This window comes from Ignavibacteriota bacterium (assembly GCA_016707525.1).
Taxonomy (GTDB): Bacteria; Bacteroidota; Ignavibacteria; order UBA10030; family UBA6906; genus JAGDMK01.
Genome location: JADJHP010000006.1, coordinates 212,117 through 238,248, shown reverse-complemented (window position 1 = coordinate 238,248; position 26,132 = coordinate 212,117). Strand labels below are relative to the sequence as shown.

Genomic DNA, 26,132 nt, shown 5'->3' with positions numbered 1-26,132 from the left:
CACACGACGTCCATCCGGGCGGACCGATATGACACAGAGGCATCCGGCGTTGTGCCGGATGCCTCTGCTGTTTGCATCATCTGTCGTGTGTGACCACGAGGTGTTTCCCGTAAAGAGACATCGTTACTTCATGAGCAGCATCTTGTTCACGAGGCGTGTCCCGTTCGAGGTCAGGACATAGACGTAGGTCCCGGACGACAGGCGTGACGCATCGAACTTCGACTTGAACGTACCGGCATTCAGCTGTTCGTTCACAAGGGTGGCAATTTCCTGGCCCAGCATGTCATACACCTTCAGGGTGGTCATGCCGCTCTTTGTAAGCGTGAACTGGATCTCGGTCGACGGGTTGAACGGGTTCGGGTAGTTCTGCGACAGCGTATAGCCCGACGGGATAGCGCTTTCCGTCTGTTCCACGCTCGTCAGCTTGCGCGTGAACCAGCGGAGGCCGGGAGGCGGACCGGCGTTGCCGCCGAACACGCACGCATAGGCCGTATCGCCGCCCGGGCTGAACGCGATACCACGCGGACGCTCGTTGACGTTGGCCGCGACGCCGAACTCCCAATTGATCTTCTCGCCCGTCAGCTGACCGGTCGTGGGATTGTACGCATACCATGCCGCGGGGTCATGGGTCGTTGTGACACCCGGGTAGCGGTTCGGCAGGTCGTTATAGGAACCGGAAGAGGCCCACAGTTGCATGGTCTTCTGATTCCAGACGATCGATTCGCAGTCGAAGCCCTTCATCACGCTGTCCACCTGGTCCCACGGTCCGAGCACGCCGGACCCGGAGGAATTGCGGTAGCGGATGATCGTATGCAGCGTGAAGCCGGCATAATAGATGTCATTGCCATCCTTGCTCACCTCGAGGGCGCGCGAGAATCCCCGCAGGGTATCACGCGCGTACTGGAGGAAGTTGCCGGAATTGTCATGAACCCACAGCGGATACCCGTCCGTGACCACACGGTTCACGAACACGTTCCCATCCTGATCCACGCCCGGAGCGACCAGACTGCCATTCGTATTGACCACGAACTTGCTGATCACGTCACCGGTCTTATGGTCGATCTTGTAGACGTTGTTGAACCAGAGGGCATAGATGTTCCCCTGCCAGTCGGCACGCAGGCCCACGCCGGCGCCGCGCGAGCTCAGCGTGGGATGCCACACCAGCTTACCTTTCACATACACCGAGTAGCCGCCGATGGTGTCCTTCTTGCCGCCAGGCATGTTGAGGACCTTCAGCGGGGACCATGCCGGCTGGGTACCGTCGGGGTTGAAGCAATACAGCGCGCGCACCGTGATCTTGCGGGCTTCGATGCTATCCACGCCGCCGGCGGTGTCCTTGTCGGCCATGTAGTTCGGAATGAGGAGGCTGTCCCGTGAGATGGCATAATAATGCTGTGCCCAGATCTTGCCGTCGCCATCGACCGCAAGGCCATGCATACCATTCCCGAACAACGTGTCACCGACGACCCCATGTGACGGCGGGAAAACCCCCATGTGCTGCCAGGTGTGCGACTGCGAGAATGCGCTCGCGGCCACCACCAGCATCAGGAGAACAACCGTGTAGACTGCCTTCATAACGTGACCCTTTCTGTTGGTTGAGTGTGGACTATGTATCACAATGTGGCGCCATAGTACGGCGCGCCAGGCTTGAGCATCGTTGACTTGATCAGCTGCGGCGTGTTGACCGAACGGATCAGGTACATATCGTCGTCCTTGCCCCAGGTGAAGAGCAGCGTGGTCGGACTGAAGAGGCCCGGGTACAACGGCTCGGCGGCCTTGGTGGGATGCACGATCACCACCGCCGCCGCCGCATCCGTACCGATGTACATGTCGCCATCGGCAGCGAATGTCACCGCATTCACCACAGAGCCGGAATAGGACGCGCTGAAATTGTAGTACTGTTCGAACGCTCCGAGGCTGTCGGCGCTGATGATCGGTGCACGCCAGACGCCCTCCGTGGTGTCCACCTTGCCGCCGACATACAGATACCCGTTATACACGCGCATCGCACGCGCATTGCAGGTGAACGGGAAGGCTTTGATCGTTTTGTCCTGCTTCACACGGTAGATCGAAGCATTGTTCCCGCCCGCCCAGCAGTTGCCCTGCGCATCGAAATCCAGATCATAGATATTGCCGATCGCGCTGCCGGTCACCCAGATCGCCGGTGCCCCCCCCTGCCGGCGTCGTGTAGATGACGCGCAGGATACGGGCACTGTACAGCACGCCACCAGGCCCGATCTTCATCGCGGACCATTTCGTGACGCCCGCGGCATGCGTGGCATAGTCCGTTTTCACACCCGCCGGCGTGATCTTCTTCACTCCCGATGCGCTAATGGAGACATACACATTCCCCGCCGCATCGGCCGTGACCGCCCAGGGCTCGTCGGTCTTGGCCAACCCGCCGAAGTCGCTGACCGCTGCCAGCAGCTTATACTGCCTGGCTTCGCTGTACTTGTCCGATTTGTACACCGATACCCGCACCTGCACGGTATCCTTCACCAGGTTCGGTGCGCGCACGGTCAACTGCGTCGTGCCGGCCGTCAGGATCGTGGCCGGCGTCGCATCGAAGTACACCTGATTCTCGGAGGCGACCGCCGAGAAATTCGTACCGGTGATGGTGATGGTGGTGACGCCCGCCAGCGCCGTGGTGGCCGGGTTCAGCGTACTCACGACCGGCTGCGGACGCGTTGTATAGTTGTCGCTGTAGAGGCTTGCAGGCGGTTCCTCGTTGCACCCTGCCATCATCAGTACGGAGAGCAGTGCGAACCCGGGGACCGCGATTCTCAGCATTGGAGTTTTCATGCGAACAGTCCTGTTATCGATCGTCAAACTCAGTGGTACAGTATCCCGGGATATTAGAGAGAGAACTGGAACGAGAACCGGTTGACGGCTCCGAAGACCCCGAACGGCGTGCGCGCATAGTCCAGGCTCAACCCAAAGCCGTCGAAGTCCTTCTTCAGCCCGACGCCGTAGCTCATCCCATACTCATCGCCGCCCGAAACATACCCTCCCCGCAGGGAGAGGATATCCATGAACACATACTCCCCGCCCAGCCGCACCTGCTCCGCGAAGTCGCGCGGATGTTCGGCATCCACCGCCATCAGGAACTTGTGCATCGTGGGATCAGCATCCGTCAAGTCGAGCGCGTTCATCGAGACGCCGACCCTGAAGGTCAAGGGCAACTGGAAGCCTTCCTTCTGATACATGACCTCCTTCGCGAAATTGCGGATCGCCATGCCGAAGTTCAGGCTCTTGAACCCGGTCTTGTACAGGATCCCGAAGTCGAAGGCGAAGACGCTGGTCGTATTGGATACCTTCACCGGGTCGCCATTGGCAGCAAGAGCGTTCGTGCCATCGCCCAGCGATTGCCGCACATACTTCACGTTCCCGCCGACGGAGAACTTGTCGTTCAGCGCACGTGCATAGCCGATGCCGACCATGATCGCCGACGGCTTGAACGTGCCGAGGTCGAGATACCCCGCATCGTTGTTCCATAGGATCGTTTCTTCGAAGACCCCGTAATCGACCGCCTGGAAGTTGAATCCGATCACGCCGTACTCGCCATCGAAGGGGCTGAACGCCGCGGCCGCATACATATGCTTGATGTCCGCGATCCACTGTGTGTGGCTGACGAACATGCTTGACAGCCCGGTCATCCGGCCCATCGATGCGGTATTGAAGAAGAGGGATGACGCCGGCCCTTCGAGCGATGTCATCGCTTCGCCCAGGGCCGCGGCCCGGGCATCGGGCAGGACATTCAGGAATTTCATACCGGTCTGCGCGAGTTTCTGCTGCGCAGGAGCGTCGATCGCCGTCAGAACGCACAGCAGAGCGATGAAGCTCACGACACCACGTTGTGTTCTCATGGAAAGGCCCCGATGCTCGTTCATTAACGGATGACGGAGAGTTTCTTGATGATGCGCTCGCCCGTCTGCAAGTTCTCAAAGACCACGATATAGATGCCGCTGACGATCACCTGATTCGAAGAGGTGACGGAGTTCCAGTAGGCATCGCCGCTGCCGTCCAGATGCTCGATCTCCTTGATGAGCTCGCCCAGCTCGGTGAAGATACGGATCCGGCACTGTCCCGGGATGTTGAAGAACGCTATCTTGTCCCCCTCGCCATCGAAGCGGAGGGTTTTCAACGGCGCCGAGACGCTGTACGGGTTCGGCACGATCCGGATCTCACTCATCGCCAGGCCGGGGGCGCGTTTCAGATAGGCCGGCTCGTAGGTCTGCGTATGATAGCGGCTGCTCATGAGCGGGACGCCGGCGGGCGTGAGTGCCTGACCGGTGTTCAACGCCGGATCACCGACGGAGACGACGTAATAGTAGTATGCACGGCCGCGGAGAGCGGTGGTATCGTCGAAGGAGCGTGCGGTCTTCGGAACCTGCGCCAGCATCGTGTACTCACCGTCCGTCTTGCCAAGTGAGCGATAGACGCGGAACCCTGCGAGGGCGGGATCAGGTGTGCTGTACGTGTCCCATGTGAGCCCGATCTTGTCGCCGGCCGACGTGACCGTGAGGATCTTCGGCGGAAGCGGCGCGGGCGGCAACGCAAAGCCCGATTTGTAGTTCGCGATCGCGCGGCGCATGGTCTGGAAGAGCGAATCCTTCCCGGTCAGCACCGAGTCGTTCTTCGCTTTCGCGGTGATCGTCGCCGCTTTGAACTTCCGCCCCACCGAGATCTGCTTTTCGCGGCTCAGGGCTCCCACTGCTTCGACCATGACAATATGGACATCCTCGCCGGGGTTGATCGTGTACGGGCCATACCCGTTGGCATTCGAGAATCCGCCCGGCGTCCCGAGCGCCGGATCGCCCTTGGGATCATTGAAGGTGCCGGTCGGCTCCACGACATCCGCATGGCGCGGGGCGCGATGGCCGCGGCGCATCCACGTCGTGTACTTCGCCGTCATGCGCGCCGCATTGTACATGTCGGCATCGGCGGAGGCAAAGGCCTCGTCCGACCCTTCATAGGATGTCGTCGACGGTTGCGCCGGATCATCGGTGCTGTCCGCCGCGGACCGGTCCGCATGGATCGTGCCGATACCGACGAATTGCGCGGCACCCAGGCGACCAACCGAATCGGCCGGATCGCCGTAGTTCGCGACCGAGGCAGGCGACCAGATCGGGCCGCCGAGATTGTCATACTGCGTGAACGACGGATACTTGCCGTGCCAGACATACTGGAGCCGCATGTGCGGCGCGGTATACACGCCCGGCACGTTCACCGCATCGTCCACGTCGGCCTTGAGGCCATCACCGCGCACATCAAGCATCGTGTTGATGCCCCACCCCGTCGCATTGCCGATGACGTACCGCGTCGTCGCACAGACGGCCAGACGGTACTGGAAGTAGAACATCACCGAATCCAGCCGCACGCTCGAGGTGTTCGTGAAACGATAGTCGCTGATGATGTAATTGTCATGGTACTGCTGGCTGAACGCGTAGATCTTGCGTGTCATCTTGAGCCCGAGCGCGGTCGTCAGCTCATTGACGATCATGCGCTCGCCGGGGATCGTCGGATCGATACGCTTGATGTCCACAAGCCGCCCGGTCGTGCTCACCCCGTCCACGGTCACCGAGGGGGCTTCCATCTTCGCGACCAACTCGAACAGCGTGGGGGTGAAGACATTCTTGCCGTCGTAACGCGGACCGACGCCGATCACCTTGTGGGGATACACGGTGCCGTCCGGGTCGCGGAAATTCATCGCTCCGATCCACAACCCTTTTGCCGCCTGCATGTCCTGGTTCGCATAGATGGCCTCCCACTGGAGTCCATCCTGCTGTTTCTTGACACGTCCCTCCTCGATCTCGGCCCCCATGTTCGCATACCAGTTCTGGAGCGAACCGATCGAGATCCATTGGGTCTCATACCCCTGCGCCCGGGCCGCCTGCGGTGCCAGGCCGAGAAGGAACAGTGTGATGAGGACAACTACGCCTATGTTCTTCATTGCTTCCTCGCCGTGAGATACGCTTGTGTCGTGCGACAGACGTCCTGTGTGATCAGAGATCGAACGAGAACCGGATGCCGTAGAAGATGTTCCGGGGATTGAGGAACGTGAAAGCTTCCTGGTTCGGCATATCGATGTATGCCTTGTCGTCCATCACCTGCTGCAGCTTACCGGGGTCCACCACCTGGCGGACACCGTTCACGAACTGGTAATACTCGCCCGTTGCCACGACATAGTAGAACGGCCGCGCATGCTGGTTCGAGGGGAGATCGAGATCGGTCATCTGCGCCAGGCCGACGATAGGCTGATACGGCACACCGTCCTTGCGGTAATCGCCCGGCTGGTCGTCGCCGGGAACGTTGACGTAGCCGATCGCGGTCTTGAACTGCGGCGCGAAGTCCGGCAGATGCAGCGACTTCATATAGTTGTCATAGTCGCGCGTCCCGAAGAACCCGTTGTCCCCGCTGAAGTACCGGAAGTTCAGGAGGTTCGACATGTCAGCGAACAACTGGATGTTGGCACGTCCGAACTTGAAGTTCTTGCTGAGGCGCATGTCCAGATTCCAGTAGTCACGCCATTTGACGTTGTACTGCAATTCGGAGATCGTGCCGCCGCCGGCCCAGGTGTCGTACGCACCGGCCGACCACGTCCCGATGAAATTCAGACGCCAGTCGCCCAGCAGGTTCTGCCCGACAAGCGCCGGCCCGAAGTCGGACGGCGTGAAGAAGTCGAGGTTGACGCGGGCATACGGACGCGGGAGCGGCTTTTCCTGGTACACATTCGTCCGGATATAGGCACGCTGCTCGTTCGGGTCCTCGTAATACCGCCCGAGGCCGAAGTATCCCGTCGTGCGCACGTCGTACGTATAATTGATGAAGCCCTGGACCCAGTTGCCGCGGTTCTTGTTCACCTGGACCTCGAAACCACGGATGTCCCGGTACTGGTTGCTCGTGTATTTGCTGTACAGAACACCCGAGTTCCGGCCGTAGTAACTCACGGTCTTGGTCTCGTTCGTGACGTCCTTGTAGTACGCGGACACCCTCACGAGGTACTCCTCCATCAGGCTGTGCTCGTAGCCGAGCTCATACGCCACGGTCTTCGGGAAGTCGGCCGTGGGGTCCGCCATCGCGGTCACCTGATTGTTGTCCGAATACCTGCGCAGAAGGAACAGGTTGCGCGGATCCGGGACCTGACGGAAATGCCCGTAGTTGAAGAACAGCTTGGCGTCGTCGCTGATCGGGAAGGCAACGGCCAGTCGCGGACTGACGGTCAACGTTGCCGGCGCGGTCGTGGGCACCAATGCCGTATCGAGCAGCGCCTGGCCGGAGAATGCATTGTTGTAGGGATCGTTCGCGTACTCGTACCAGCTCCCGTTCGGATTGAGGTACTCGAACCGGAGGCCGAAGTTCGCGATCATCCCCTCGAACTCGAGCTTGTCCTGGAGATACAACGCGCCACGGATCGGATAATTGTGCCAGCTCGTGTTGTATCGCCCGCTTGGCAGCGTGATGTCGACGTTGCGGGCCCGCACCCAGTTGTCCGTGTACGCGAATTCCACGCCAGCCTTGACCTGATTGAACTTGTCGATCTGCGTGGTCAGGTCGAACCGCGCGGTCCATGTCTCCACCCGCGACGTGTCGCGGGAGTTGCTCATGCCGACACCCATGCGGAGCCCGACGATACCGGTGCTCGGATACGGCTGGAACCCGAAGGGTGCTTCATCCACATAATAGTTGTTCCCGAAAAGATACTTCCTTTCGGTGTCGCGCAACGCACCCGGATCGGTATCGGTCCCCTGCGCGAAGCGCTGGACCGCTGCCTCATAGAACGTGGAGCCACTCAGCGCATGCGAGAACTTCGCACCGAACATGCTGATGTTCGTTGTGGTCGGGGCCCAGTAGTCCGTGCCGAAGATACGGGCATCAATGTAGCCCGCTGTGGAAGTATTATAGAGTGACGAGGCAACGCCTGACACGGTGGTGAACATCCCCGGATCGCCGGTGTTGTTGCTGTTCGTGCCTTCCTGCTTCGCAACGAGGCCGGAGAACATGAGCTTCATGCCCGGGCCGACGTCCGACGTGATCTTCAACTGGCCGCTGAGGTCGCTGTAGCCGTTGCGGGAGAGCGGCACCAGATACTGCGTGGACTGCTGCCGGTACGAAGCGAAGAAGCGGAGGTTCCCCAGTTGCTCGGAGATGAACGGGACCGGGCCACCGAAGCCCATATCCACATCCCAGTCGGGGTCCTTGATCTCGGCCTGACGGCGATGCTCCCAAAGGAACAGACGCTGGGCGGCTTCAGGGGAAAGGTCGTTCGTCGGATCGGCATCCTTCAGGAGACGCGCGGCCACAGCGTTCCACCCTTCAAACTCAGGGTACTGCGCCTGCGTCCACTGGTCCCACGTGCTCGTCCCATTCCACGCCACCGCATCATCCAGATAAGGACGGATCCAGTACGAGTTCGCATCATAGATCGACGGCCCGAAGTGCTTCGGCCCGGCAGGGCTATACCGGCCGATGAAGTTGAAGCTGTAGGATGACGGGCTGCCCTCACGCGTGACAACGTTCACGACACCCGAGCGCAGGTTGCCATATTCAGCATTGAACCCGCCGGTTTGAACTTGAACATCCTGAATTGAACTCAGGCTGATCCCGGTGAACGGGGTGTTCGTTCTTTCATCGCGCATCAGCATACCATCAACAACGAACGCGGCCTGGTCGCTGGCACTGCCACGGATAATGAGTCCCCCCTGAATACCAGCCTGCAGGGTCACCACACTTGAAACACTGGTGACAGGGAGCTTCTCGATGTCCTGGAATTCGATGTTCGCACGGCTCGCCGCGACATCCTTCTGGACCACCGGACGCTGGGCCACGATCGTCACCTCTTCGCCGGAGATCGTTTCCTGACTCAGCTGAAGATTCAGCTCGGTTGTCTGGTCGATGTCGACGCGAACATTGACGGCGGCGCCGGAGGTGTAGCCAATGAGTTTGGCGATGACCTTGTACCGGCCCGGGGGGATGTTCAGGATGGCATAGTAGCCGTCAGGATTGGTTGCTGCACCCAACATGGTTCCCTCAACGACCACGTTGACGTTCGGGAGCGGCTCACCGCTCTGCGCGTCACGTACGACGCCGGCGACCTTTCCTGTCGTTCCGGCGAATGCGATCGAAGTGAAAAGAACCAGGGCAGCACTGAAAAGAGTAAAGGTCACTCTCATAGTTGCTCCTGAAATTGTAGACCTGATGTACTGCGAAGGTAAGAACGAATGCGATGGGCGTCTGCGGGCGGAGGCAGGATGTGGCCGGACAAGGCAGGCAGACGTCATTGTCCCAATAACTTTACTGAAATATACTGAACAACAAATGAAGTGTCAAGCAAATGCAGCTAAACCGTTCCAGTTCAAGGATTTACTGGGTATCGAATTTGTCCGGGTTCGCCTGCCGCAACTAATGGCACCCCCCCCTTGCAGCCTCCTCATCAAATGTTCCTGCCTCGGGGCCCTTCTTTGCGATCTCAGGAATGTTCTAAAATCATGTAGGGGCCGAGCATGCTCGGCCCCTCGAGGACCTTGCGAATCCCGATGGTGTACCTCTGCCGCGTAGAACCCGCATTGCAGGGGCCTGCACACCCTTACTTCACCAATACCATTGACCGGGTCGCCGTGAAGGACCCTGCGCGCAGCACATAGAAGTAGGTGCCGCTGGTGAGGGTGCTTGCATCGAACGTGGCGCGATAGGAACCTGCCGCCTTCTCTTCGCTGACCAGCGTCATGACCTCGCGGCCGAGCAGGTCGAACACCTTCAACGATGCGAACCCCTGGCGCGCCATCGAGAACCCGATGGTCGTCGTGGGATTGAACGGATTTGGGAAATTCTGCTCCAGTGACCACGTGTCCGGATGCGACACTTCCTCGTCCGCGATGCCTGTCGCCCCGCTGAAGAACGCGACGACGCGTCCGATCAGCGTAGCCCGCTCAGCGGCAGAGCCCATGGTCTCGACGGCGAACGCCACATACACCAGCCGGCCGGCGATGCTCCCACCCCCGAACGCCCCCTCGTACTGCACGGCCGCAACCTGCGACGCAGAATACGTCAGCGCGCTCTTCGCGCCACCTGCCGGGGTGATGTAGTCGGGATAGTCTTCCGGATACACACTACCAAAAGTCCCGCTGATGCCGGCAAAGGCCGACCCGGCGGCACCGGTATAGCTGCTCGTGGAAGCCTTGTCGCCTCCATAGACGGCCTTCATGTAGTCCGCATAGAACGCCGGCGCATAATTGGGCGATGCACTCCGGCCGAGATCGTATCCGAGTTCGGAGCCAGTAATGAACAGCCGCCCGCCGCCCTTCAGGTACGACTGCAGCACGCTCTGCTCGATCGTGTTCAGCGAGAGATCGGCGGTGGACTCGTCACCCAGGAACCAGAGAACGCCTGCATAGTTCCCGGGGTGTACCATCCCCTGCTGCACGGCCTCGTTGTCCACGCAGTCGAAGTGGGCGCCCGACGCGGCAAGCGCCTGGCCGTACCGCGCGCCGAAATCGTGACGCGGAAGATTGTAGCTCCCCGTCACACGGTCGAAGCCGTCCACGATGAGATACGGCTTCCCGCCTCCCACCCGCACCGCGTACGTGTCCGAGGTATCGCTGATGCGCACATGCAGACTGTCCACGGCCACCATGCGCACGAAGTACGTCGTGTCGGCGGCAAGACCGCTGATCACCGTTTCACGCTGCACCGGACCCAGGACCGATTCATCCAGGAGAGGTGTCGTGGGCCACGCTGCAGGATCGTGCGTCATGTACAGCCGGAACCCGGCTGCCGCGGGGGTGCCGGACGAACGCCACCGGACGACGACGCGATTGTCGAACTGCTCTGAGGTATCCTTCACGGCGGCGAGGACAGGAGCCGAGGGCGCGCGGGGCACATAACCGGAATCAGTCAGGTACACCGCCAGCATGTTCCAGATATCTTTGTTCCCCGCATCCATCCCCAACGCCCACATACCGATCCCCATCAGGTTCCGGTCCAGCACGAACTGGTACTTGTAGCTCATGCTCTCGGCGTCGTCATACCACCCCTGGTACCATTGCGCACCGGCCTGATACCGGAACCAGGGGTTCTGCGCTGCCTGGTCCCAATGCCGTCCGTAGCTGCCGATGAAGCCCAGGGCATCGGGGTAATAAATGACCACGCCCGACCCCATCGTCGCCGCCCGCGGGTCGCCCGACACCGTGGGCCAGCGGTAGCCATAGTGCGGCACGCCGAGGACAACCTTCGCGGGAGAGATGCGCGCGAGCGCATAGGTTATGAGGGTGGTGCTGTTGAGGCTTCCCCAGAACGCCGTATTCGGGAGGAGGCCTACCGGTGCCGCCACCGATCCCCCGCTCCAACCGTACCCATACCCCTGGAAGAAGAAGAGATCGAGTTTCGGGTTCAAGGCGGCGAGGTCCCAGTCCCCTGCCCGGGTATCGAAATCGGTCGGCGCACACGAGACCTGACTCCCGGGAATGTTCGCATGGAAGCTGTCGGCAAGCGCGATCATGAACTGCGTCAGGGCTGCCTTGCTCGCGCTGTTGATCCCCTCGAAATTGATGTTGATCCCATCGCCGTTCCCTGCCTTCACGATGGCCATCGACTGCTGGATGAACGCCGTGCGGTATGCCGGGGTGCTGACGATGGCATCGATCTCCGATCCGGTGAAATTCGTGAAGCAGAGCACCACCTTCACGCCGGCTGCATGCGCTGCATTGATCATATTCACCACCTGTGCCGATGCCGTGGGATCGCCGGGCGTTTTCGGCCAGCCGTGGGTGTCGCCGATGGACCCATCCGCGGCGATCTCGCCGCTGAAATACGCGATCGTGCTCACGAGCTGGAGATCCACCTGTGTCCAGCGGCTGATGAACCAATACGGAAGATATCCGAAGACCTCGCGCGTGAGGCGCGTCGTCCGGGCCGTGCGGTTCAGCGGCTGAATGACATACCCCTGTGGTGCAGGCGTGAGCGCGGCGAGCGAGGCGCTACGGTATATCTGCATGAACGAAGCATGGACGCTGGTCTCCCGCGGGGGGTCGTCAGCGTGCGCGCCGGTCGACAGGAGCAGGGGGAGAAGGATCGTGAGAAGAAGAACGCGGAACCATCGCATCGGCAGGGCATCCCTTTTTCTCAAGGACAGGAATGCTGGAGAGAATGTCAACTGGCGGAAGGGATACTGCCGGAGTGTTCCCAAGAAACACGTGTCGTGGCCGGGCAATCCCGGCCACTGCGAGGCCCTGACGAGACCACCACGATGTACCTACACCACGTATATTCGCATCGCCGGGGTCAGGCCCCCTTCGCGCCCCATCAAGATCGTAGGGGCCGAAACTGTAGGGGCCGAGCATGCTCGGCCCCTACAAGGCCCCTCCGAGACCTCTACAAGGATCACAGCACCACGACACGATCCCGCGCACACACCCTGCACCGTTACTTCACCAACGCCATTTTCCGGGTCGCCGTGAAGGATCCCGCACGCAACACATAGAAATACGTTCCGCTGGTGAGGGTGCTTGCGTCGAATGTGGCGCGATAGGAACCTGCCGGCTTCTCTTCGTTCAGCAGGGTCATGACCTCACGGCCGAGGAGGTCATAGACCTTCAACGATGCGAAGCCTGACTGCGGCATCGAGAACTCGATGGCCGTCGTCGGATTGAACGGGTTCGGATAGTTCTGCGAAAGCGTGTAGCCTGCGGGGAGTTCCGTGCCGGACTGTTCCACGCCCGTGGTGAAGCTCGGCAGCGTGCCGGTGTATGCCCACTTCTCCACGGTCCAACCGAACTGCGACTGACTGTACAGATTCCCGCTCTCGTCGAACTTCACGTCGTACGTCGACGCATAGCCCGAGGCATTGCCGGGGACGTCGCCATTGCCGCGGTCATTGTAGGCACCGGTCTGCGCGAAGTTCCACGCTGCCTGATCGATCATATTCATGCTGGTGTCGGAGGAGATCTTCGCACCGGTATTGCCGTTCAGCAGATAGATGCGTCCATACGAATAGTTCGCACCGCCTGAAGGCTTGAACAACGAGTCACATGCCACCGCGAGGATGTTCTTGGACGCAAGATAGCCCAGCCCGATGGGTCCGGTCGGCTTTCCGGTGAGCGTATCTTCCGGCCCCATCGTGAACGTGAATCCCGGTGCCAGTGTATAGCCGGTCGCCGGGGTTCCCACGTACTTGATCACTTTCTTGTTCACGTAGTCTGCGATGAAGATCGCGTTGCCCGTCGGCGTCACCGCGATCCCTTTGTACACGCCATCGGGAAGGTTGATCGACGTGATCGGAGCGTCGGTATGACCACCGACGGTCCACTGGCCGATGGGCCTGTACACCTTCAGGTCCGAGGCCTGGCCCGTGGTGGTGTCGTTGCAGACATACACATAACCATTGTTGTCGACGTCGATGCCGAAGATGCTATTGGTCCCCGTCTGCTGCCGCGGGAATGGGTCCACGACCGTGATGGTGTCGTTTGTGTACTTGAACACCAGCACATTGTGGTCGACATCGTTGCTCGCCACGTAAATGAGACTGTCGGGCATCGCCTTGATCTTGTAAATGTCCTTCGCGATCACCTGATCGAAACCGCCATCCGTCCAGGTCTGATAGATGCCGGCCGTTGTGGCGGAGCCGTACCCGTAGTAGTACTTGCGCCCGCTGCTGGAATCCGCGTTCACGTAGGGGATCATGAAACTCCGTGCCCCGCGGACACTCACCAATGCGACGAACATGTCTTCGTGGATGACGCCCACACCCAGGACCTGATGGCCCGTGCCGTTCGTCTCCTCATCCCACGTCGCATAGAGGCACTGCCACTGAGCATCAGCGACCACGACAGAGATCGAGATCAGGAACGTCAGTAGAGCAAACCGTAGAAGCGTTCTCATGAAAACCTCCTGTTGGTAAGGGGTGCTGCATCCGGATGAACGCGGCGGCAGCCGGCCGGGTTGGCCGGAACTGACACGGATCCGGCACTGCGAGATTTGCGCGTTGACAGGACAGACGGAACAGGGATATGCCCGTCAAGTTAGCACATTCACGCAAAAAATCAAGTTGTGGCGGCTTGACTACTGGAAGCGGTTTCTCTATATTTTTGTCTATAATAGTGATCTTCATCCTCGCAGTCGTGTCCTCGGGCCGTAGGGAAGATCGACCGTTTTCCTTTCTCAGTTCCCCCGTTGTTGTATTGGCAATCTCATCAACCAAAAGGTACACCATGCGCATCCTTACACGTTGTATGGCGGTTCTGCTCAGTGTCCTCCTGGCAGTCCCCACGATGCTCGCCGGTTCGACAGGAAAGATCTCCGGCGTGGTCAGGGATTCCCGCACACGGGAACCGCTCCCCGGCGTGAACGTCACCGTCGCAGGAACATCCCTTGGCGCTTCCTCGGCCGTCGACGGCCGCTATGTGATCCTCAATGTCCCGCCGGGCAAGGTCAAGGTCGTTGCCTCCTTCATCGGCTACCGCCGGTTCGAGGTGAACGACCTTCGCATCTCCACCGACTTCACAACGCAGCAGGACATCGACCTGGTCGAGGGAAGCGTTGAACTGGACGCCGTGGTGATCCAGGCCGAGCGCACGCCGCTCATCCGCCAGGACCTCACGAACCCCGTAGCATCGATCTCCTCGGAATCCATCGAAGCGTTGCCGGTGACCGATATCAGCGAAGTGATCGGGCTGCAGGCGGGGATCACGGTGGACGACGATGGCAGCATTCACATCCGCGGCGGCCTGGGGAACGAGATCGCCTACACCCTGAACGGGATGAACATCAACAATCCCTACGGCAACACCCGCTCCGTGGGCGTCGCAACCAACGCCGTGCGCGAAGTGTCGGTGTCCAGCGGTACCTTCAGCGCCGAATTCGGCAGCGCCCTCAGCGGCGTGGTGAACTATGTGACCCGCGACGGCGGCGTGAAGTGGGCCGGCAGTGTGAAGCAGTTCTTCGGCGACCATGTAAGCTCGCACAAGGACCTGTTCTACAATATCAATAAGGTCAGCCCGACCAACGTGAACCGCACGGAAGCGACCCTGAGCGGGCCCATCCTCGGCGAGGATCTCACGTTCTTCGCCTCCGGTGTGTACAACTGGAACGGTGGCCATCTGTACGGCCAGCGGATCTATCTCCCCAACGACGCGTTCCTCTCACGCGAGGGATTCTCGTCCTCCGATCCGCGCTTTGGCTCCCCGAGCGACCCGTACTACTTCGCTCCGCTCATCAATGGGACGACGGACAAGGTCGGACGGCCGAGCCTGTACACCGGCGCCTACGGCCACGATTCCACCTACACCCCCGATGCGGTGGCGCTGAACTGGAGCCGCTCGTACAATGTCCAGGGGAACATCGCGTGGAAGGTCACCCCGTCGATCAAACTGAAGTATGAGTTCGTGCACAACTTCGATGAATCCCCGAATTCGAGCAACGCCTTCTCGGATGCCTTCACGTCGCGTTACAAGCCGGATGGCAGGGCGATCGATCAGAGCAAGGGCTTCATGCACTCCCTCGAGTGGACCCACTCGGTGAACGAGAGCATGTTCTACACCGTGAAGGGCTCCTATATCACCGACCAGGGGCACAGCTGGGCCTACGACGACCCCTCTGATGCCCGGTACCTTCCGAGCTTCTATCAGAAGTATTTCCCGAACACCTCGTACGTCACGGGCGGCACCGACCTGTTCCGTTTCAGCCGCAAGACCGTCACGATGGCCGGCAAGGTCGACCTCGTCGCCCAGATCTTCAGCATCCACGAGGTCAAAGCGGGCATCGAGGTGCGCAAGCATAAGCTGAATGTGGAATCGTATACGCTGCAGTTCCGGGACCCGAACTCCCCGAATACGACCCCGAACTTCTCCAACGCGCTGACCGGCAACTACAACTTCCTGCCGTACATCCCCGACGCCGTAGGTGGTTACACCGCCTACGAACGCCAGCCGTTGCAGATGGCCGCCTATGTCCAGGACAAGATCGAACTCTTCAAATCCATCATCCTGAATCTCGGCGTGCGGTACGAGTACTTCGACCCGGCCGCGAACTACAACGCGGGGATCAGCAGCGAACTCGCCCTCCAGGACACGATCTTCCTCCAGAAGAACCTGGTCGCCGCCGAAAAGAAGCATATGATCAGCCCCCGCGTCAGCGTGTCATACCCGATCACCGACCAGGGAACGATCCGCTTCTCGTACGGGCACTTCTTCCAGATCGGTTCGCTGTCCAGCCTGTACAGCAACCCGAACTTCCGCGCCCCCTCCGGCGTGACCCTGAGCTTCGGCAACCCCAACGTGAACCCGCAGAAGAGCGTGCAGTATGAGCTCGGCCTGCAGCAGGGGCTCACCGAGGACCTGAAGGTCGAGATCAGCGGGTATTACAAGGACGTGCGTGACTATATCTACTCACAACGCGTCATCACCCCGCGCGGCGACAAGGAATACAACCTGCTCACCAATCTCAGTTATGCCAACACGCGCGGCGTCAGCATCTCGCTCCTCAAGCGGCGTTCCGCGAACGACATGCTCTCCGCGACACTGGACTACACCTTCCAGGTGTCTGAAGGGAACCGGACGCTGCCGACCGACGAGATCTTTTTCAGCGAAAGTGCCGGCCGTCTGAGCCAGACCTATCTCGTGCCGTTGAACTTCGACCGCAGCCACACGCTGACCTCCACGGTCATGATCTCCGAGCCGAATGACTGGAGCGTGAGCATGATCGGGTATCTCCGTACCGGTACCCCCTACACCCCGGAGTTCCCGACGAACGTCTCCCCGATCAGTTTCACACAGAACAGCGATCGGCAGCCGATGCAATGGAACGTGGACCTGAAGATCGAGAAATTCTTCACGGTCAGCGGGCTCGACATGTCGATGTTCATCCAGGTCGACAACCTGTTCGACACCGAGAACGAACTCTACGTGTATGCGAACTCCGGCCGTGCGCTGTACAACATCGCGCAGACGTTGCAGCCGGAACTCCTTGCGGATCTGCACAACCGCATCGTACGCGGCGACGCGGGCATGGTCCCGCTGAACGCCATCGACAATTACTATGCGGACCCCGGCAATATCAGCACCCCGCGGCTCGTCCGCGTCGGCGCTTCGATCGTGTTCTAATACTCTCATTCATTCGATGGGACTTTGTATGAAAACATCATTTCTCAGTCTCCTGGTGGCCGCCGCGCTGCTGTTGGCAGCGGGCGCGTCACGCGCGCAGGAGAACGATATCCTGAAGCTCGATCCGAAAAAGGCGAGCCCCCAGGAATGGCAGCGGCTTGTGGACTTCCTCGAGCACCAGCAGTCGGGCCCCGCACTGGCCAAGACCACGGGCAGCATGAAGGAGATCCGCAGCCTGATCATTCGTGGCAACAAGATCACCACGATCGTCTACAACTACGGCAACATCACGCGCCCGAACACCCTGGGCAACGTGGCCGACCTGGTGTGGAACCGCCTCGGCTACGGCTACGAGTTCGATCCGCTCGTCGCCGCCAAAGTGAAGAGCATCCAGGGCGATTCGGTGTGGATCCTGGACGACGGTATGTACACGCCCAGCCAGGGTGCATACGCGCCGGACGGCTCCCTGAAATGGGGATGGCTGCCGAAGGCCGGGTATGCTGCTCCCGGCCAGTCGGACATCGCTGCATGGAGTCACCGCTCCGATGTGGGCGGCGACCTGACCAGGAAGCCCCATAGCTGGCCCGAGACATGGTACAACAGCGCCCTCGGACGCTATGTGTGGCCCGCCTACCTCGGCAACGATGCCTCTTCGCCCGACGAAGAAGTGTATTTCGTGTGCGATGATGCCACGAACAAGAAATGGAAGGACCGGTACCTTCCGTTCGAAGGCGACACCAACCGCGTCGGCCTCGGGCTCGACCTCGAGTGCCGTTTCTTCCAGTTCAACAACCCGCTGGCCGAAGACATCATCTTCCTCGTGTACCGCGTCACGAACAAGAGCCCCAAGACCCTGGGCAGGGTGTATTTCGGCATGTTCGGCGACCCGCACGTCGGCGGCCCGAACGACTACGGCGACGACTATGCATACTTCATTCCCCCCAAGGGGGCGCTTGCCGATCCCTTCCCCCAGCGCGCGCGTAGCATGGTCTACGCATGGGATGCCGACAATAAGGGCGACGGCGGCCTGACCCCGGGGTACTTCGGCTTCAAGTTCCTCGAGTCGCCCAGCAACTCCACGAACGGCAAGGATGATGACGATGACGGTGTGATCGACGAGAGCCCGTTCAATGGCCCGGGGACGTACATCGACGGTACGACCCTCCCGCTCACTACGGGCATCTCTGATACAAGCAAGTACATCGCACTGTATGGCCGTCCCAAGGCTCGCTGGTCGGGTGATGAGAACGGCAACTGGCGTGTCGATAAGGACGACGTCGGGCTGGACGGCATCGCCGGCACCGGTGACTTCGGCGAAGGGAATGCCAAGCCGGACAACGGCACCGATGCCAACGGCAATTTCACCTCGGAACCGAATTTCGGCATCCGCGATGTCAACGAATCCGATCAGATCGGTCTGACCAGCTTCGTCGCGCAGGCGGCAGCATCGCCGAACTTCCCGGTCAACGACGTGCTCTTCACCCAGCAGCTGTCGTCCGACTCGATCGCAGTCGACCAGGCCTATTTCCGGACGCCGGGCGACAACGAGTTCCTCTACGGTTCCGGCCCGTTCGTGCTCGAACCGGAAGGCACGCAGCGCTTCTCCATCGCGCTGATGATGGGCGAAAACCTCGCCGACCTTCTGCTCAATTCCGAAACGGCACAGCGCGTGCTCGAAGCGAACTACCTGTTCGCCCAGCCGCCGCCCAAACCGAATGTGACCGCGATCCCCGGTGACGGCCGCGTGACACTCTACTGGGACAATCTGGCGGAGAAGACCACCGACCCGCTGACGAACACCCAGGACTTCGAGGGATACAAGATCTACCGGAGCCAGGACTACACGTTCAGTGATGTCTACACGATCACGGACGCGAACGGTTCGGCCTTCCTCCCCACGCCGCTCGTGGGCAAGAACGGGACCAAAGCCCAGTTCGACATCGTCAACACCTGGTCCGGCCTGCATCCGGTCGAATATCAGGGCCGCGGTGTGAAGTACAACCTCGGCACCAACAACGGCCTCGTCCACGAGTACGTCGATTCCACGGTCACCAACGGCGTCACGTATTACTATGCCGTCGCATCGTATGACCATGGATTCGATACCCTGGGCGTCTCTCTGCCGCCGACGGAATGCCAGATCGCCATCACCAAGGATCCCGTGACGGGTGAACTCAGCTTCGATCAGAACACCCTCGCCGCCATTCCGGGGCCGCTCCCCGCGGGCCAGACAAAGGCCAGCGTCGATAACGGCGCGAAGGCTCAACGCGTGACCGGCGTCTCTACCGGCACGATCGGCGTCAAAGTGATGAGTGATGTCGCGGTGCTCGACGGAGCGAAGTATAACGTCGACTTCCGGACGGCCGGCGGGAAAGTGGTGTACGATATCCAGCCGCTCTCCGACCGTAGCGAAAGCTTCACGTCACGCGACACCATCTATGTCCCGCTTTCCCAGAAGAACCTCGTGGCGTCGTCGGTGGTCGTGAAGGATGCTGCTGGCGCAACGGTCAATCCGTCCCTGTACCGCGTCGATGCCACCGGCGGCCGGATCCGTGGCGCAGCAAGCGGCAACCTGGCCAACGGCGGGGCGTACACCATCAGCTATCGCTACTACGCGGTGTATGAGAGCAACCGCCTGGCCACCGAGGACGACAATCCGGTGTTCGATGGCATGCGGGTGTACGTGACCGACGTGCCGCTGGGGATAGACTCCGCCCGGAGCGGCTGGTCCGCCATCAACAATTCCAATCTCGTTGGCCGGGTCCACAAGACCATCGCGCTGACGACCGCACCGTTCCGTCCGGCACCGCTCGATTTCCAGATCCAGTGGAACAAGACGGACACGCTTGCGAACGGCAAGTGGGCATTCCCGGGCGACACGGTCCTGAACAATTCGGGCCGCCGCGTGGTCGTGTGCCCCTTCAAGATCGTCAACATGTCCGATACGTCCGCGATGCGCATCCTGGTGGACAAAGCGCTCGCCGACAGCATGTGGCGCCCCGGACGCGAGATCGTGTTCGTGACGCCTCCGAAGTATGCACCGCAGAGTCCGATCCCGGTGATGCTGTCGGTCACGTTCAGCGTGCCGAACGGACAGACGCCGGTCTACCCGACGCAGGGGAACATCTACGAGGTGAAGACCTCGAAGCCGTTCGCCGCGGGCGACCAGTACACGTTCACGAGCACGGCATCGAAGTTCGATGCTGCCACAGCGACGAACACGCTCGACCAGATCTGCGTGGTGCCGAACCCGTACGTCGCGTACAGCACCATGGAGCAACCGGGGCCGAGCTCCATCCGGCGCGGGGACAACAAGCTGCAATTCCGGAACCTCCCGCCGAAGTGCACGATCCGGATCTACACGCTCCTCGGCGAACTGGTGGACACGATCGTGAAGGATGATGGGAACAGCTACGCCGACTGGCGGGTCCTTTCGTATGAAGGCCAGCGCCTGGCCTACGGCGTGTACATCTACCACGTCGAGGTCCCGGGTGTCGGCGAGAAGATCGGCCGGCTTGCACTGATCAAGTGATCAACGCGTCACGCGGTGCCCGACGGACGGGCACCGCGGTGTACGGATCGCACACATGAATTGCTCTGGAGGTTGTATGAAGATCATGCGCAGCACACGGGCAACGCTCGCGGGAGCCCTCGTCCTGGCATTCCTTGTCGTGAATGCCAGCCCCGCCCGTGCCCAGCTGTTCCGCAGTACCGCCAAGGTCGGCACCACGGCGGCGCAGTTCCTCAAGATCGGCGTCGGCGCCCGCGCCCTCGGCATGGGCGGTGCGCAGGCAGCGGTGACCGGCGATATCAGCTCCATCTACTGGAACCCGGCCGCGCTGTCCCGCATGCAGATCAACAGTGAGCTCACGTTCAACCACGCCAACTGGCTGGCCGATATCAACTACGATTTCGCCGCGGGCGCGATGCCCATCGGCGAGCTCGGCACCTTCGGCCTGTCGGTGATCTCGATGCGCGTGCCCGAGGACATCGTCCGGACGGTCGACTTCCCGAACGGCGATGGCCGGAAGTGGGACGCGAGTTCCATCGCCTTCGGGTTGACGTATGCCCGCAACCTGACGGACCGGTTCTCGATCGGTTTCACGGCGAAGTACATCCGCGATGCGGTCTGGAGCGAGGCCGCCAACGGGTTCGCCGTGGACATCGGCACACTCTACATGTCCGAGATCCCCGGCCTGACCCTCGGCGCGTCGATCTCGAACTTCGGCACGAAGATGAAGCTGGAAGGGCGTGACCTGCAGTTCAACTACGACCCGGACGGCGACATCGGCAGCGGACCGAGCAACATCCCGTCCGACCTGAGGACGGAGACGTTTGACCTTCCTCTGACGTTCCGGATCGGCGTTGCGTATGAGATCACTCCGGTCGAGGATATCCGGACGACGTTCGCGGTGGATGCGACACATCCGAATGACAACACCGAGTATGTGAATGCCGGGCTGGAAGCGACCTGGAAAGAGATCATCTTTGGACGGGTGGGGTACAAATCGCTGTTCCTGCGCGACTCCGAGCAGGGCCTCACGTGGGGCGTGGGCGTGCACTACGGCATCCCGAATGTCGCCACCGTCAAACTCGACTACGGCTTCGCGGACTACGGCCGGTTGAAGAACGTGCAGTACTTCTCGCTGGGGGTGCGGCTGTAAGTACAGAAGGGATTGCTCAGAAAGGAAAAAGGGAGAAGATCCGTCTTCTCCCTTTTTCTTTGCCCTCACCTGCCTTTTCTGCAGCTTGCGTTGCGTCCTTTCAGACTACGTTGACGAGTCGCTTTGCATGAAGCCGTTTCCCGCTTCATACCGACTCCTCGCTCCATGATGAACAGAGTCTCATCATGGTTGGGACTCGGAGTAGAGCGCCCTCACTCCTCACCCGACAAGATCAGGAACAGTTTACCTTGGCACTCATTTTAGTACCATCATTTTCTGCACGTGCGCCTTCCCTCCCCCTTCCAACACGTAGAAGTATGCCCCGCTCGCCAACCCCTGCGCATCAAACCGGACCCGGTACGTGCCGGGCTGATGAAAGCCCGAGGCAAGCACGCCCACCTTCTGGCCGAGGATCGAATACACCGAGAGTGTGAAGTTTCCTGCAACCGGTACGCTGTACCGGATCGAGGTCGCAGGGTTGAAGGGATTTGGATAATTCTGCAGCAACGCAAAGGACCCCGGCTGTCCCTCCGTTCCCGGGACGCCCAGGACCGCCGCGCGCGCAGCAGTGAATGTGAAACGGTCGGCATTCGTTATCGGCCTGAACGTACGAATGATCGTCGTGTCGCCCGGCCCTGGAGAGATCACCGGTGAGCCGAATGCATCCGGGCGAACTTCGGCATGCGTGTTCGTGGCCGCCGTCCGGTACGCCGGGGGCGTCAGAAAGACGACCCGCTCCCCCTTGTTCCAGCGTTTGTTGGATGGACTGTCGACCACGAGGAGGTCCATCTTCTGGCCATCGGTCATGTTCCAGCCGCGGAACGGAACGAGCACTTCCCGTTTCCCGCTCAGCGACAGCGCGGTGTCCAGGACCGTAACGTAACTGCCGTCGGCCAGCGTATCCGTGTTTCCCCAGAGAAGGGCAACGTCAATGGGCGCGATCCGCTTCGTGCCTGCGGACGGAAGATTGATGAAGAACATGAACGTGGTTCCACTCCGCTGGATGGTCGTGGAATTCCCGAGGTCCAGATCCAGGTCGAATTCCGGGACGACCTCCACGGTGATCCCATGGAACGCCGGTGTCATCGAGAAGACGTTCTCGCCACGGTCGATCGGGAATCGTCGCACAAGCGTGTCGCCGGTCGCAAGATCCCGGACGCTCAGGGCTGCCGTCCTGTTCGGGAGCGAATCGAAGAATGCCTCGTACGTGTGCCCCGTCAACGCGAGGGAATCGATCACATGCACCACCACGCGCGATGTCGTCCGGCCTGACGTATGCGCTATCGTCGATGGCGCGATGCTCCCCTGGGCATGGACCGGGAAGATGCGGCGGGCGGTCACCTCGTAATCGAGCTGGGGACTGAACCAATCGGCCCACACCGCGAACACATCACCCGGTGCGATCGCCACGATGTCCGGTTCCCATTGGAACGACTCCGTGCGGGTATTGACCTGCGTCTCGAAGGAGACCTTCCGGGCATCCGCGTCGTACATCTGGCAATACACCCCCTCACGGCTGCCATCCTGCTTCCAGCTGGACCAGCAGACGACGAAGCTGTCGTCCGCGTTGCGGCGGATACGCGGCAGCCACTGGTAGTGAGCTGTCGTGGTATTCACCCGCACCTCCGTCCCCCGGCGCGTCCTGTCCGCATTGTAGTGCTGCATGGAGATGCCGCCGTCCGCACCATCCTGTTCCCAACTGCACCACACGATGGCGAAGCTGTTGTCGCTGAAGGTCTCGATGTCGGCATACCACTGGTTATCGGGCGTCCAGGAATTGACCCGGAATTCGCCGGACAGGGGGACCCCGAGACTGTCGAAGTGTCGGGCGTACACACCATAGCCTGACACCAACTGGTCATCCTGTTGCCATGATTCCCATACCACCACGAACGAGCCGTCGGGCCGGTACCGTACGGCAGGTTTCGCCTGGCTGTATGCCGTGGTCGTGTTCACACGGATCTCTCCGCTGCGTGGCGCGCCATCGGCACTATAGACCCGCAGATAGACATCCCGGTCGTCGCTCGCGGTCCAGCCATTCCACACCACCACGAACCTCCCAACACTGTCCACGGCCACATCGGGTTCGGTCTGTGTCCGTGCCATCGTGGTATTCACGAAGAACTCCGGTCCGACGGGCACTCTGAGGTGGAGTCGCCGCGCCTTGATGTCGTACGCTGAGTCGCGGTTGGTCATCGATGCCCATGCCACGACGGCAGATCCCTGAAGGTTGGCCGCGAGCGCGGGCTTCTCCTGGTCCCCGAGACCGGCGGCGTCATGGACGATCATTTCAGTGTCTGCCAGTGCGCTGCGGAAGGACGGGTGGACTCCCGCTTGAGCTCCGGGCCCCGGGGTGAAGCCTCCATCCCACATATCCATCGTCAGCCTTCGGAGGACGATATCCCCCCGCGTGCCGGGACCCGCATGGTTCTCGCTGGTCCACACGACGAGCGCAGACGAATGAAGGTCACGGTCGACCTGGACATCCCGCTGGACTCCTTGATGTCTGGCATTGACGGTGAACTCGACACCCTGGTCGGCGAGGGCCGTGCCCGCGCACACCAGGAGGGCAAGAAGTGTTCTCATGGCTGGACCCCGCCCGTCATTTCATCTGGAAATCAAAGAGTGGATTCGTCAGCGATGGCCCGTGTTCGTAGTGCCACCATTCCGATGCGAGACTCGTCAAGCCGCCCACATTCACCATCATGGTGAGGAGGAGTTCCCGGTTCGCGATCTGTTCGGCCGACATGCCAATGGTCCACCCGTGGGCAGCCGCGTCGGAGAAATCGTCGAACCCCGTCGGCATGACCAACTCCTGACCCGTGGCAAGGTTGACCAGCGTCAGATCCACCGCCGCCCCGCGGTTATGTTTCGACCCCGTGGCCGGATCGGCAACGAAGGTCGGGTCGGGATAGATCTCGAACATCAGGTATTGGACCGCGCGCGGACGGTACCCATCAAAGATCTTCAGCCCCAATCCCCTTTTCCGCAGGCTGTCTTGCACCATGGCAAGGCGGTTCACCATGCCACGGGCCAGCAGGCATTCATTGGTGGTGTACAGCTTCTGCGCGGTGAAGTTGACCACCGTGCTATATTTCAGATCGAGCACGATGTCCGGGATGAGCTCTTTCACATTGACGAGCTCGGCATCAGAGGATTGGGAGTGGAGCGACGCGGGAAGGAGGAATAGCAGGCACAATGCGCACAGCAACGGTCTCATCACACACCTCCGGTCTGGTGCCGCCGCCGTACCCCGTCTCGCTGTGATGGAGGAGGTACGGTCGGCACCGCATAGTACCGATCAGAATCGCAGTCCGAATGTCAGGTAATGCACGTTCTTCAGGCGGCCCCAGTCCTGGTACGCATAGTCCACCATGAACTTGAACTCCCCCACGATGCGGTAGTGCAGCCCGAGTCCGGCGGTGAAGTGCTGCTCCGTCTCTCGTTCGAACAGCGACTTCCATCCGCCCCGGATGAACACGATCTCGTTCCAGGCATATTCCATGCCGGTGTTCAGGTATTCCGTGTTGTCGTTGGGGTGCACGGCATCCACAGCCGCCGTCACCCGGTGCTCTCCGTCCTTCACCACATCGGCCGCAACACCCACGCGGAAGATGAGCGGAAGGTCGAAAGCATCGAGCTGGACGTCGGTATTGATCAGATTCCCCTCGCCCCCGCCCACCTGGGCGATCTTCAGATTGTCGCGCCCCTCCAGCTTCATCTTCGTCCCGAAGTTGGAGATGCTCGCGGCCAGCCGGAATTCGTTCAGGATCGGGATACGGTAGATGGTCCCGATGTCGATGGCGACGCCGCTCGCCGACATGTTCCAGAGATGTTCGTTGACATACTTGGCGTTGAACCCGATCGAGAACTGGTCGGTGAGGTCCCGCGCAAAGGTGATACCGATCGCCATCGCGCCCGCCGAGAACAACTCACCGGTCCCTTCCGGTTGTGCGGTGGTCCGCACTTCCATCTCATCCATGGACTCCACGCTCACGAACGCACCGATCGTTCCCAGCCCGGGGATGTGCGTCGCGAATGCCGCAAAATCAAGATTCACATCGGCAAGCCACCGGACGTGGTTGAACGTCGCCTCGCTGGAGTACATCTTCGCGAGTCCGCCGGGGTTCCAGTAGATCGCGGTGATGTCATCGGCCGTGGCCGCGAACGCACCGCCCATCCCGATGGCACGCGAGCCGACGCCGATCTTGAGGAACGGCGCCGCCGTGGTCCCGGTCTTGGTCAGGTTCTGTGCCGGTGCCGTCGCCACGCCGGCGACGATCATCACCACAAACGATGCCAACCGTATGGTCTTCGAAAGTCTCATTGCTGTCTCTCCACTGTCAAGAAACACCTCAACATGCACGATTCTTGT

At 60.8% G+C, this 26,132-nt stretch carries 14 protein-coding genes; 3 read left to right on the top strand and 11 right to left on the bottom strand.

The features are described 5' to 3' along the window. Positions 1-123 precede the first annotated feature (123 nt). The 8 genes from IPI01_11475 to IPI01_11440 all read right to left on the bottom strand — a co-directional run bounded on the left by IPI01_11475 (position 124) and on the right by IPI01_11440 (position 12,924). Entirely contained in the window at positions 124-1,575 is a 1,452-nt protein-coding gene (locus IPI01_11475; GenBank protein MBK7258398.1) for a T9SS type A sorting domain-containing protein, read from the bottom strand. A 38-nt stretch (positions 1,576-1,613) separates the two neighbouring features. After that, positions 1,614-2,153 (bottom strand): hypothetical protein, encoded by a 540-nt coding sequence (locus tag IPI01_11470; protein ID MBK7258397.1) that lies wholly within the window; start codon positions 2,151-2,153, stop codon positions 1,614-1,616. Further along, positions 2,122-2,802 (bottom strand): IPT/TIG domain-containing protein, encoded by a 681-nt coding sequence (locus IPI01_11465; protein ID MBK7258396.1) that lies wholly within the window; start codon positions 2,800-2,802, stop codon positions 2,122-2,124. The genes IPI01_11470 and IPI01_11465 overlap by 32 nt, the downstream gene beginning before the upstream one ends. 53 nt (positions 2,803-2,855) lie before the next feature. Then, a complete protein-coding gene (locus tag IPI01_11460) occupies positions 2,856-3,866 on the bottom strand; it encodes a PorV/PorQ family protein (GenBank protein ID MBK7258395.1) in 1,011 nt (336 codons plus the stop codon). Between the two features lie 23 nt (positions 3,867-3,889). Beyond that, entirely contained in the window at positions 3,890-5,953 is a 2,064-nt protein-coding gene (locus IPI01_11455) for a hypothetical protein (GenBank protein MBK7258394.1), read from the bottom strand. A gap of 52 nt (positions 5,954-6,005) precedes the next feature. Beyond that, on the bottom strand, positions 6,006-9,173 hold the full coding sequence (locus tag IPI01_11450) for a carboxypeptidase-like regulatory domain-containing protein (protein MBK7258393.1): 3,168 nt from the start codon (positions 9,171-9,173) through the stop codon (positions 6,006-6,008). 413 nt (positions 9,174-9,586) lie between these two features. Then, the gene (locus IPI01_11445; GenBank protein ID MBK7258392.1) at positions 9,587-12,100 is read right to left on the bottom strand and encodes a T9SS type A sorting domain-containing protein; all 2,514 of its coding nucleotides are present in this window, start codon (positions 12,098-12,100) and stop codon (positions 9,587-9,589) included. A gap of 320 nt (positions 12,101-12,420) precedes the next feature. Beyond that, complete coding sequence (locus IPI01_11440) at positions 12,421-12,924, bottom strand: T9SS type A sorting domain-containing protein (GenBank protein MBK7258391.1); 504 nt, start codon at positions 12,922-12,924, stop codon at positions 12,421-12,423. 1,280 nt (positions 12,925-14,204) lie between these two features. On the opposite strand from IPI01_11440, the gene IPI01_11435 reads away from it, so the two are divergent. The 3 genes from IPI01_11435 (at position 14,205) to IPI01_11425 (ending at position 21,757) form a co-directional block, all read left to right on the top strand. Beyond that, positions 14,205-17,093, top strand: a complete 2,889-nt coding sequence (locus tag IPI01_11435; protein MBK7258390.1) for a TonB-dependent receptor — start codon at positions 14,205-14,207, stop codon at positions 17,091-17,093. Between the two features lie 28 nt (positions 17,094-17,121). After that, positions 17,122-20,625: a hypothetical protein gene (locus tag IPI01_11430; protein ID MBK7258389.1), complete on the top strand. Its 3,504-nt coding sequence runs from the start codon at positions 17,122-17,124 to the stop codon at positions 20,623-20,625. 76 nt (positions 20,626-20,701) lie between these two features. Continuing rightward, complete coding sequence (locus tag IPI01_11425; protein ID MBK7258388.1) at positions 20,702-21,757, top strand: PorV/PorQ family protein; 1,056 nt, start codon at positions 20,702-20,704, stop codon at positions 21,755-21,757. A 255-nt stretch (positions 21,758-22,012) separates the two neighbouring features. Here IPI01_11425 and IPI01_11420 read toward each other — a convergent pair whose 3' ends face one another. The 3 genes from IPI01_11420 to IPI01_11410 all read right to left on the bottom strand — a co-directional run bounded on the left by IPI01_11420 (position 22,013) and on the right by IPI01_11410 (position 26,084). Continuing rightward, positions 22,013-24,343 carry a T9SS type A sorting domain-containing protein gene (locus IPI01_11420; GenBank protein MBK7258387.1) on the bottom strand — a complete coding sequence of 777 codons (2,331 nt, stop codon included), beginning with the start codon at positions 24,341-24,343 and terminating at the stop codon, positions 22,013-22,015. Between the two features lie 16 nt (positions 24,344-24,359). Next, positions 24,360-24,977: a M15 family metallopeptidase gene (locus tag IPI01_11415; GenBank protein ID MBK7258386.1), complete on the bottom strand. Its 618-nt coding sequence runs from the start codon at positions 24,975-24,977 to the stop codon at positions 24,360-24,362. Between the two features lie 81 nt (positions 24,978-25,058). Further along, positions 25,059-26,084 carry a PorV/PorQ family protein gene (locus tag IPI01_11410; protein ID MBK7258385.1) on the bottom strand — a complete coding sequence of 342 codons (1,026 nt, stop codon included), beginning with the start codon at positions 26,082-26,084 and terminating at the stop codon, positions 25,059-25,061. Positions 26,085-26,132 lie beyond the last annotated feature (48 nt).

What these genes read in the sequence shown, in the direction of transcription:
- IPI01_11420 (MBK7258387.1), bottom strand. Translation starts at nt 24,343, where the DNA reads ATGAGAACACTTCTTGCCCTCCTGGTGTGCGCGGGCACGGCCCTCGCC.
- IPI01_11455 (MBK7258394.1), bottom strand. Translation starts at nt 5,953, where the DNA reads ATGAAGAACATAGGCGTAGTTGTCCTCATCACACTGTTCCTTCTCGGC.
- IPI01_11465 (MBK7258396.1), bottom strand. Translation starts at nt 2,802, where the DNA reads ATGAAAACTCCAATGCTGAGAATCGCGGTCCCCGGGTTCGCACTGCTC.
- IPI01_11440 (MBK7258391.1), bottom strand. Translation starts at nt 12,924, where the DNA reads ATGAATATGATCGATCAGGCAGCGTGGAACTTCGCGCAGACCGGTGCC.
- IPI01_11415 (MBK7258386.1), bottom strand. Translation starts at nt 24,977, where the DNA reads ATGAGACCGTTGCTGTGCGCATTGTGCCTGCTATTCCTCCTTCCCGCG.
- IPI01_11450 (MBK7258393.1), bottom strand. Translation starts at nt 9,173, where the DNA reads ATGAGAGTGACCTTTACTCTTTTCAGTGCTGCCCTGGTTCTTTTCACT.
- IPI01_11435 (MBK7258390.1), top strand. Translation starts at nt 14,205, where the DNA reads ATGCGCATCCTTACACGTTGTATGGCGGTTCTGCTCAGTGTCCTCCTG.
- IPI01_11430 (MBK7258389.1), top strand. Translation starts at nt 17,122, where the DNA reads ATGAAAACATCATTTCTCAGTCTCCTGGTGGCCGCCGCGCTGCTGTTG.
- IPI01_11445 (MBK7258392.1), bottom strand. Translation starts at nt 12,100, where the DNA reads ATGCGATGGTTCCGCGTTCTTCTTCTCACGATCCTTCTCCCCCTGCTC.
- IPI01_11475 (MBK7258398.1), bottom strand. Translation starts at nt 1,575, where the DNA reads ATGAAGGCAGTCTACACGGTTGTTCTCCTGATGCTGGTGGTGGCCGCG.
- IPI01_11425 (MBK7258388.1), top strand. Translation starts at nt 20,702, where the DNA reads ATGAAGATCATGCGCAGCACACGGGCAACGCTCGCGGGAGCCCTCGTC.
- IPI01_11460 (MBK7258395.1), bottom strand. Translation starts at nt 3,866, where the DNA reads ATGAGAACACAACGTGGTGTCGTGAGCTTCATCGCTCTGCTGTGCGTT.
- IPI01_11410 (MBK7258385.1), bottom strand. Translation starts at nt 26,084, where the DNA reads ATGAGACTTTCGAAGACCATACGGTTGGCATCGTTTGTGGTGATGATC.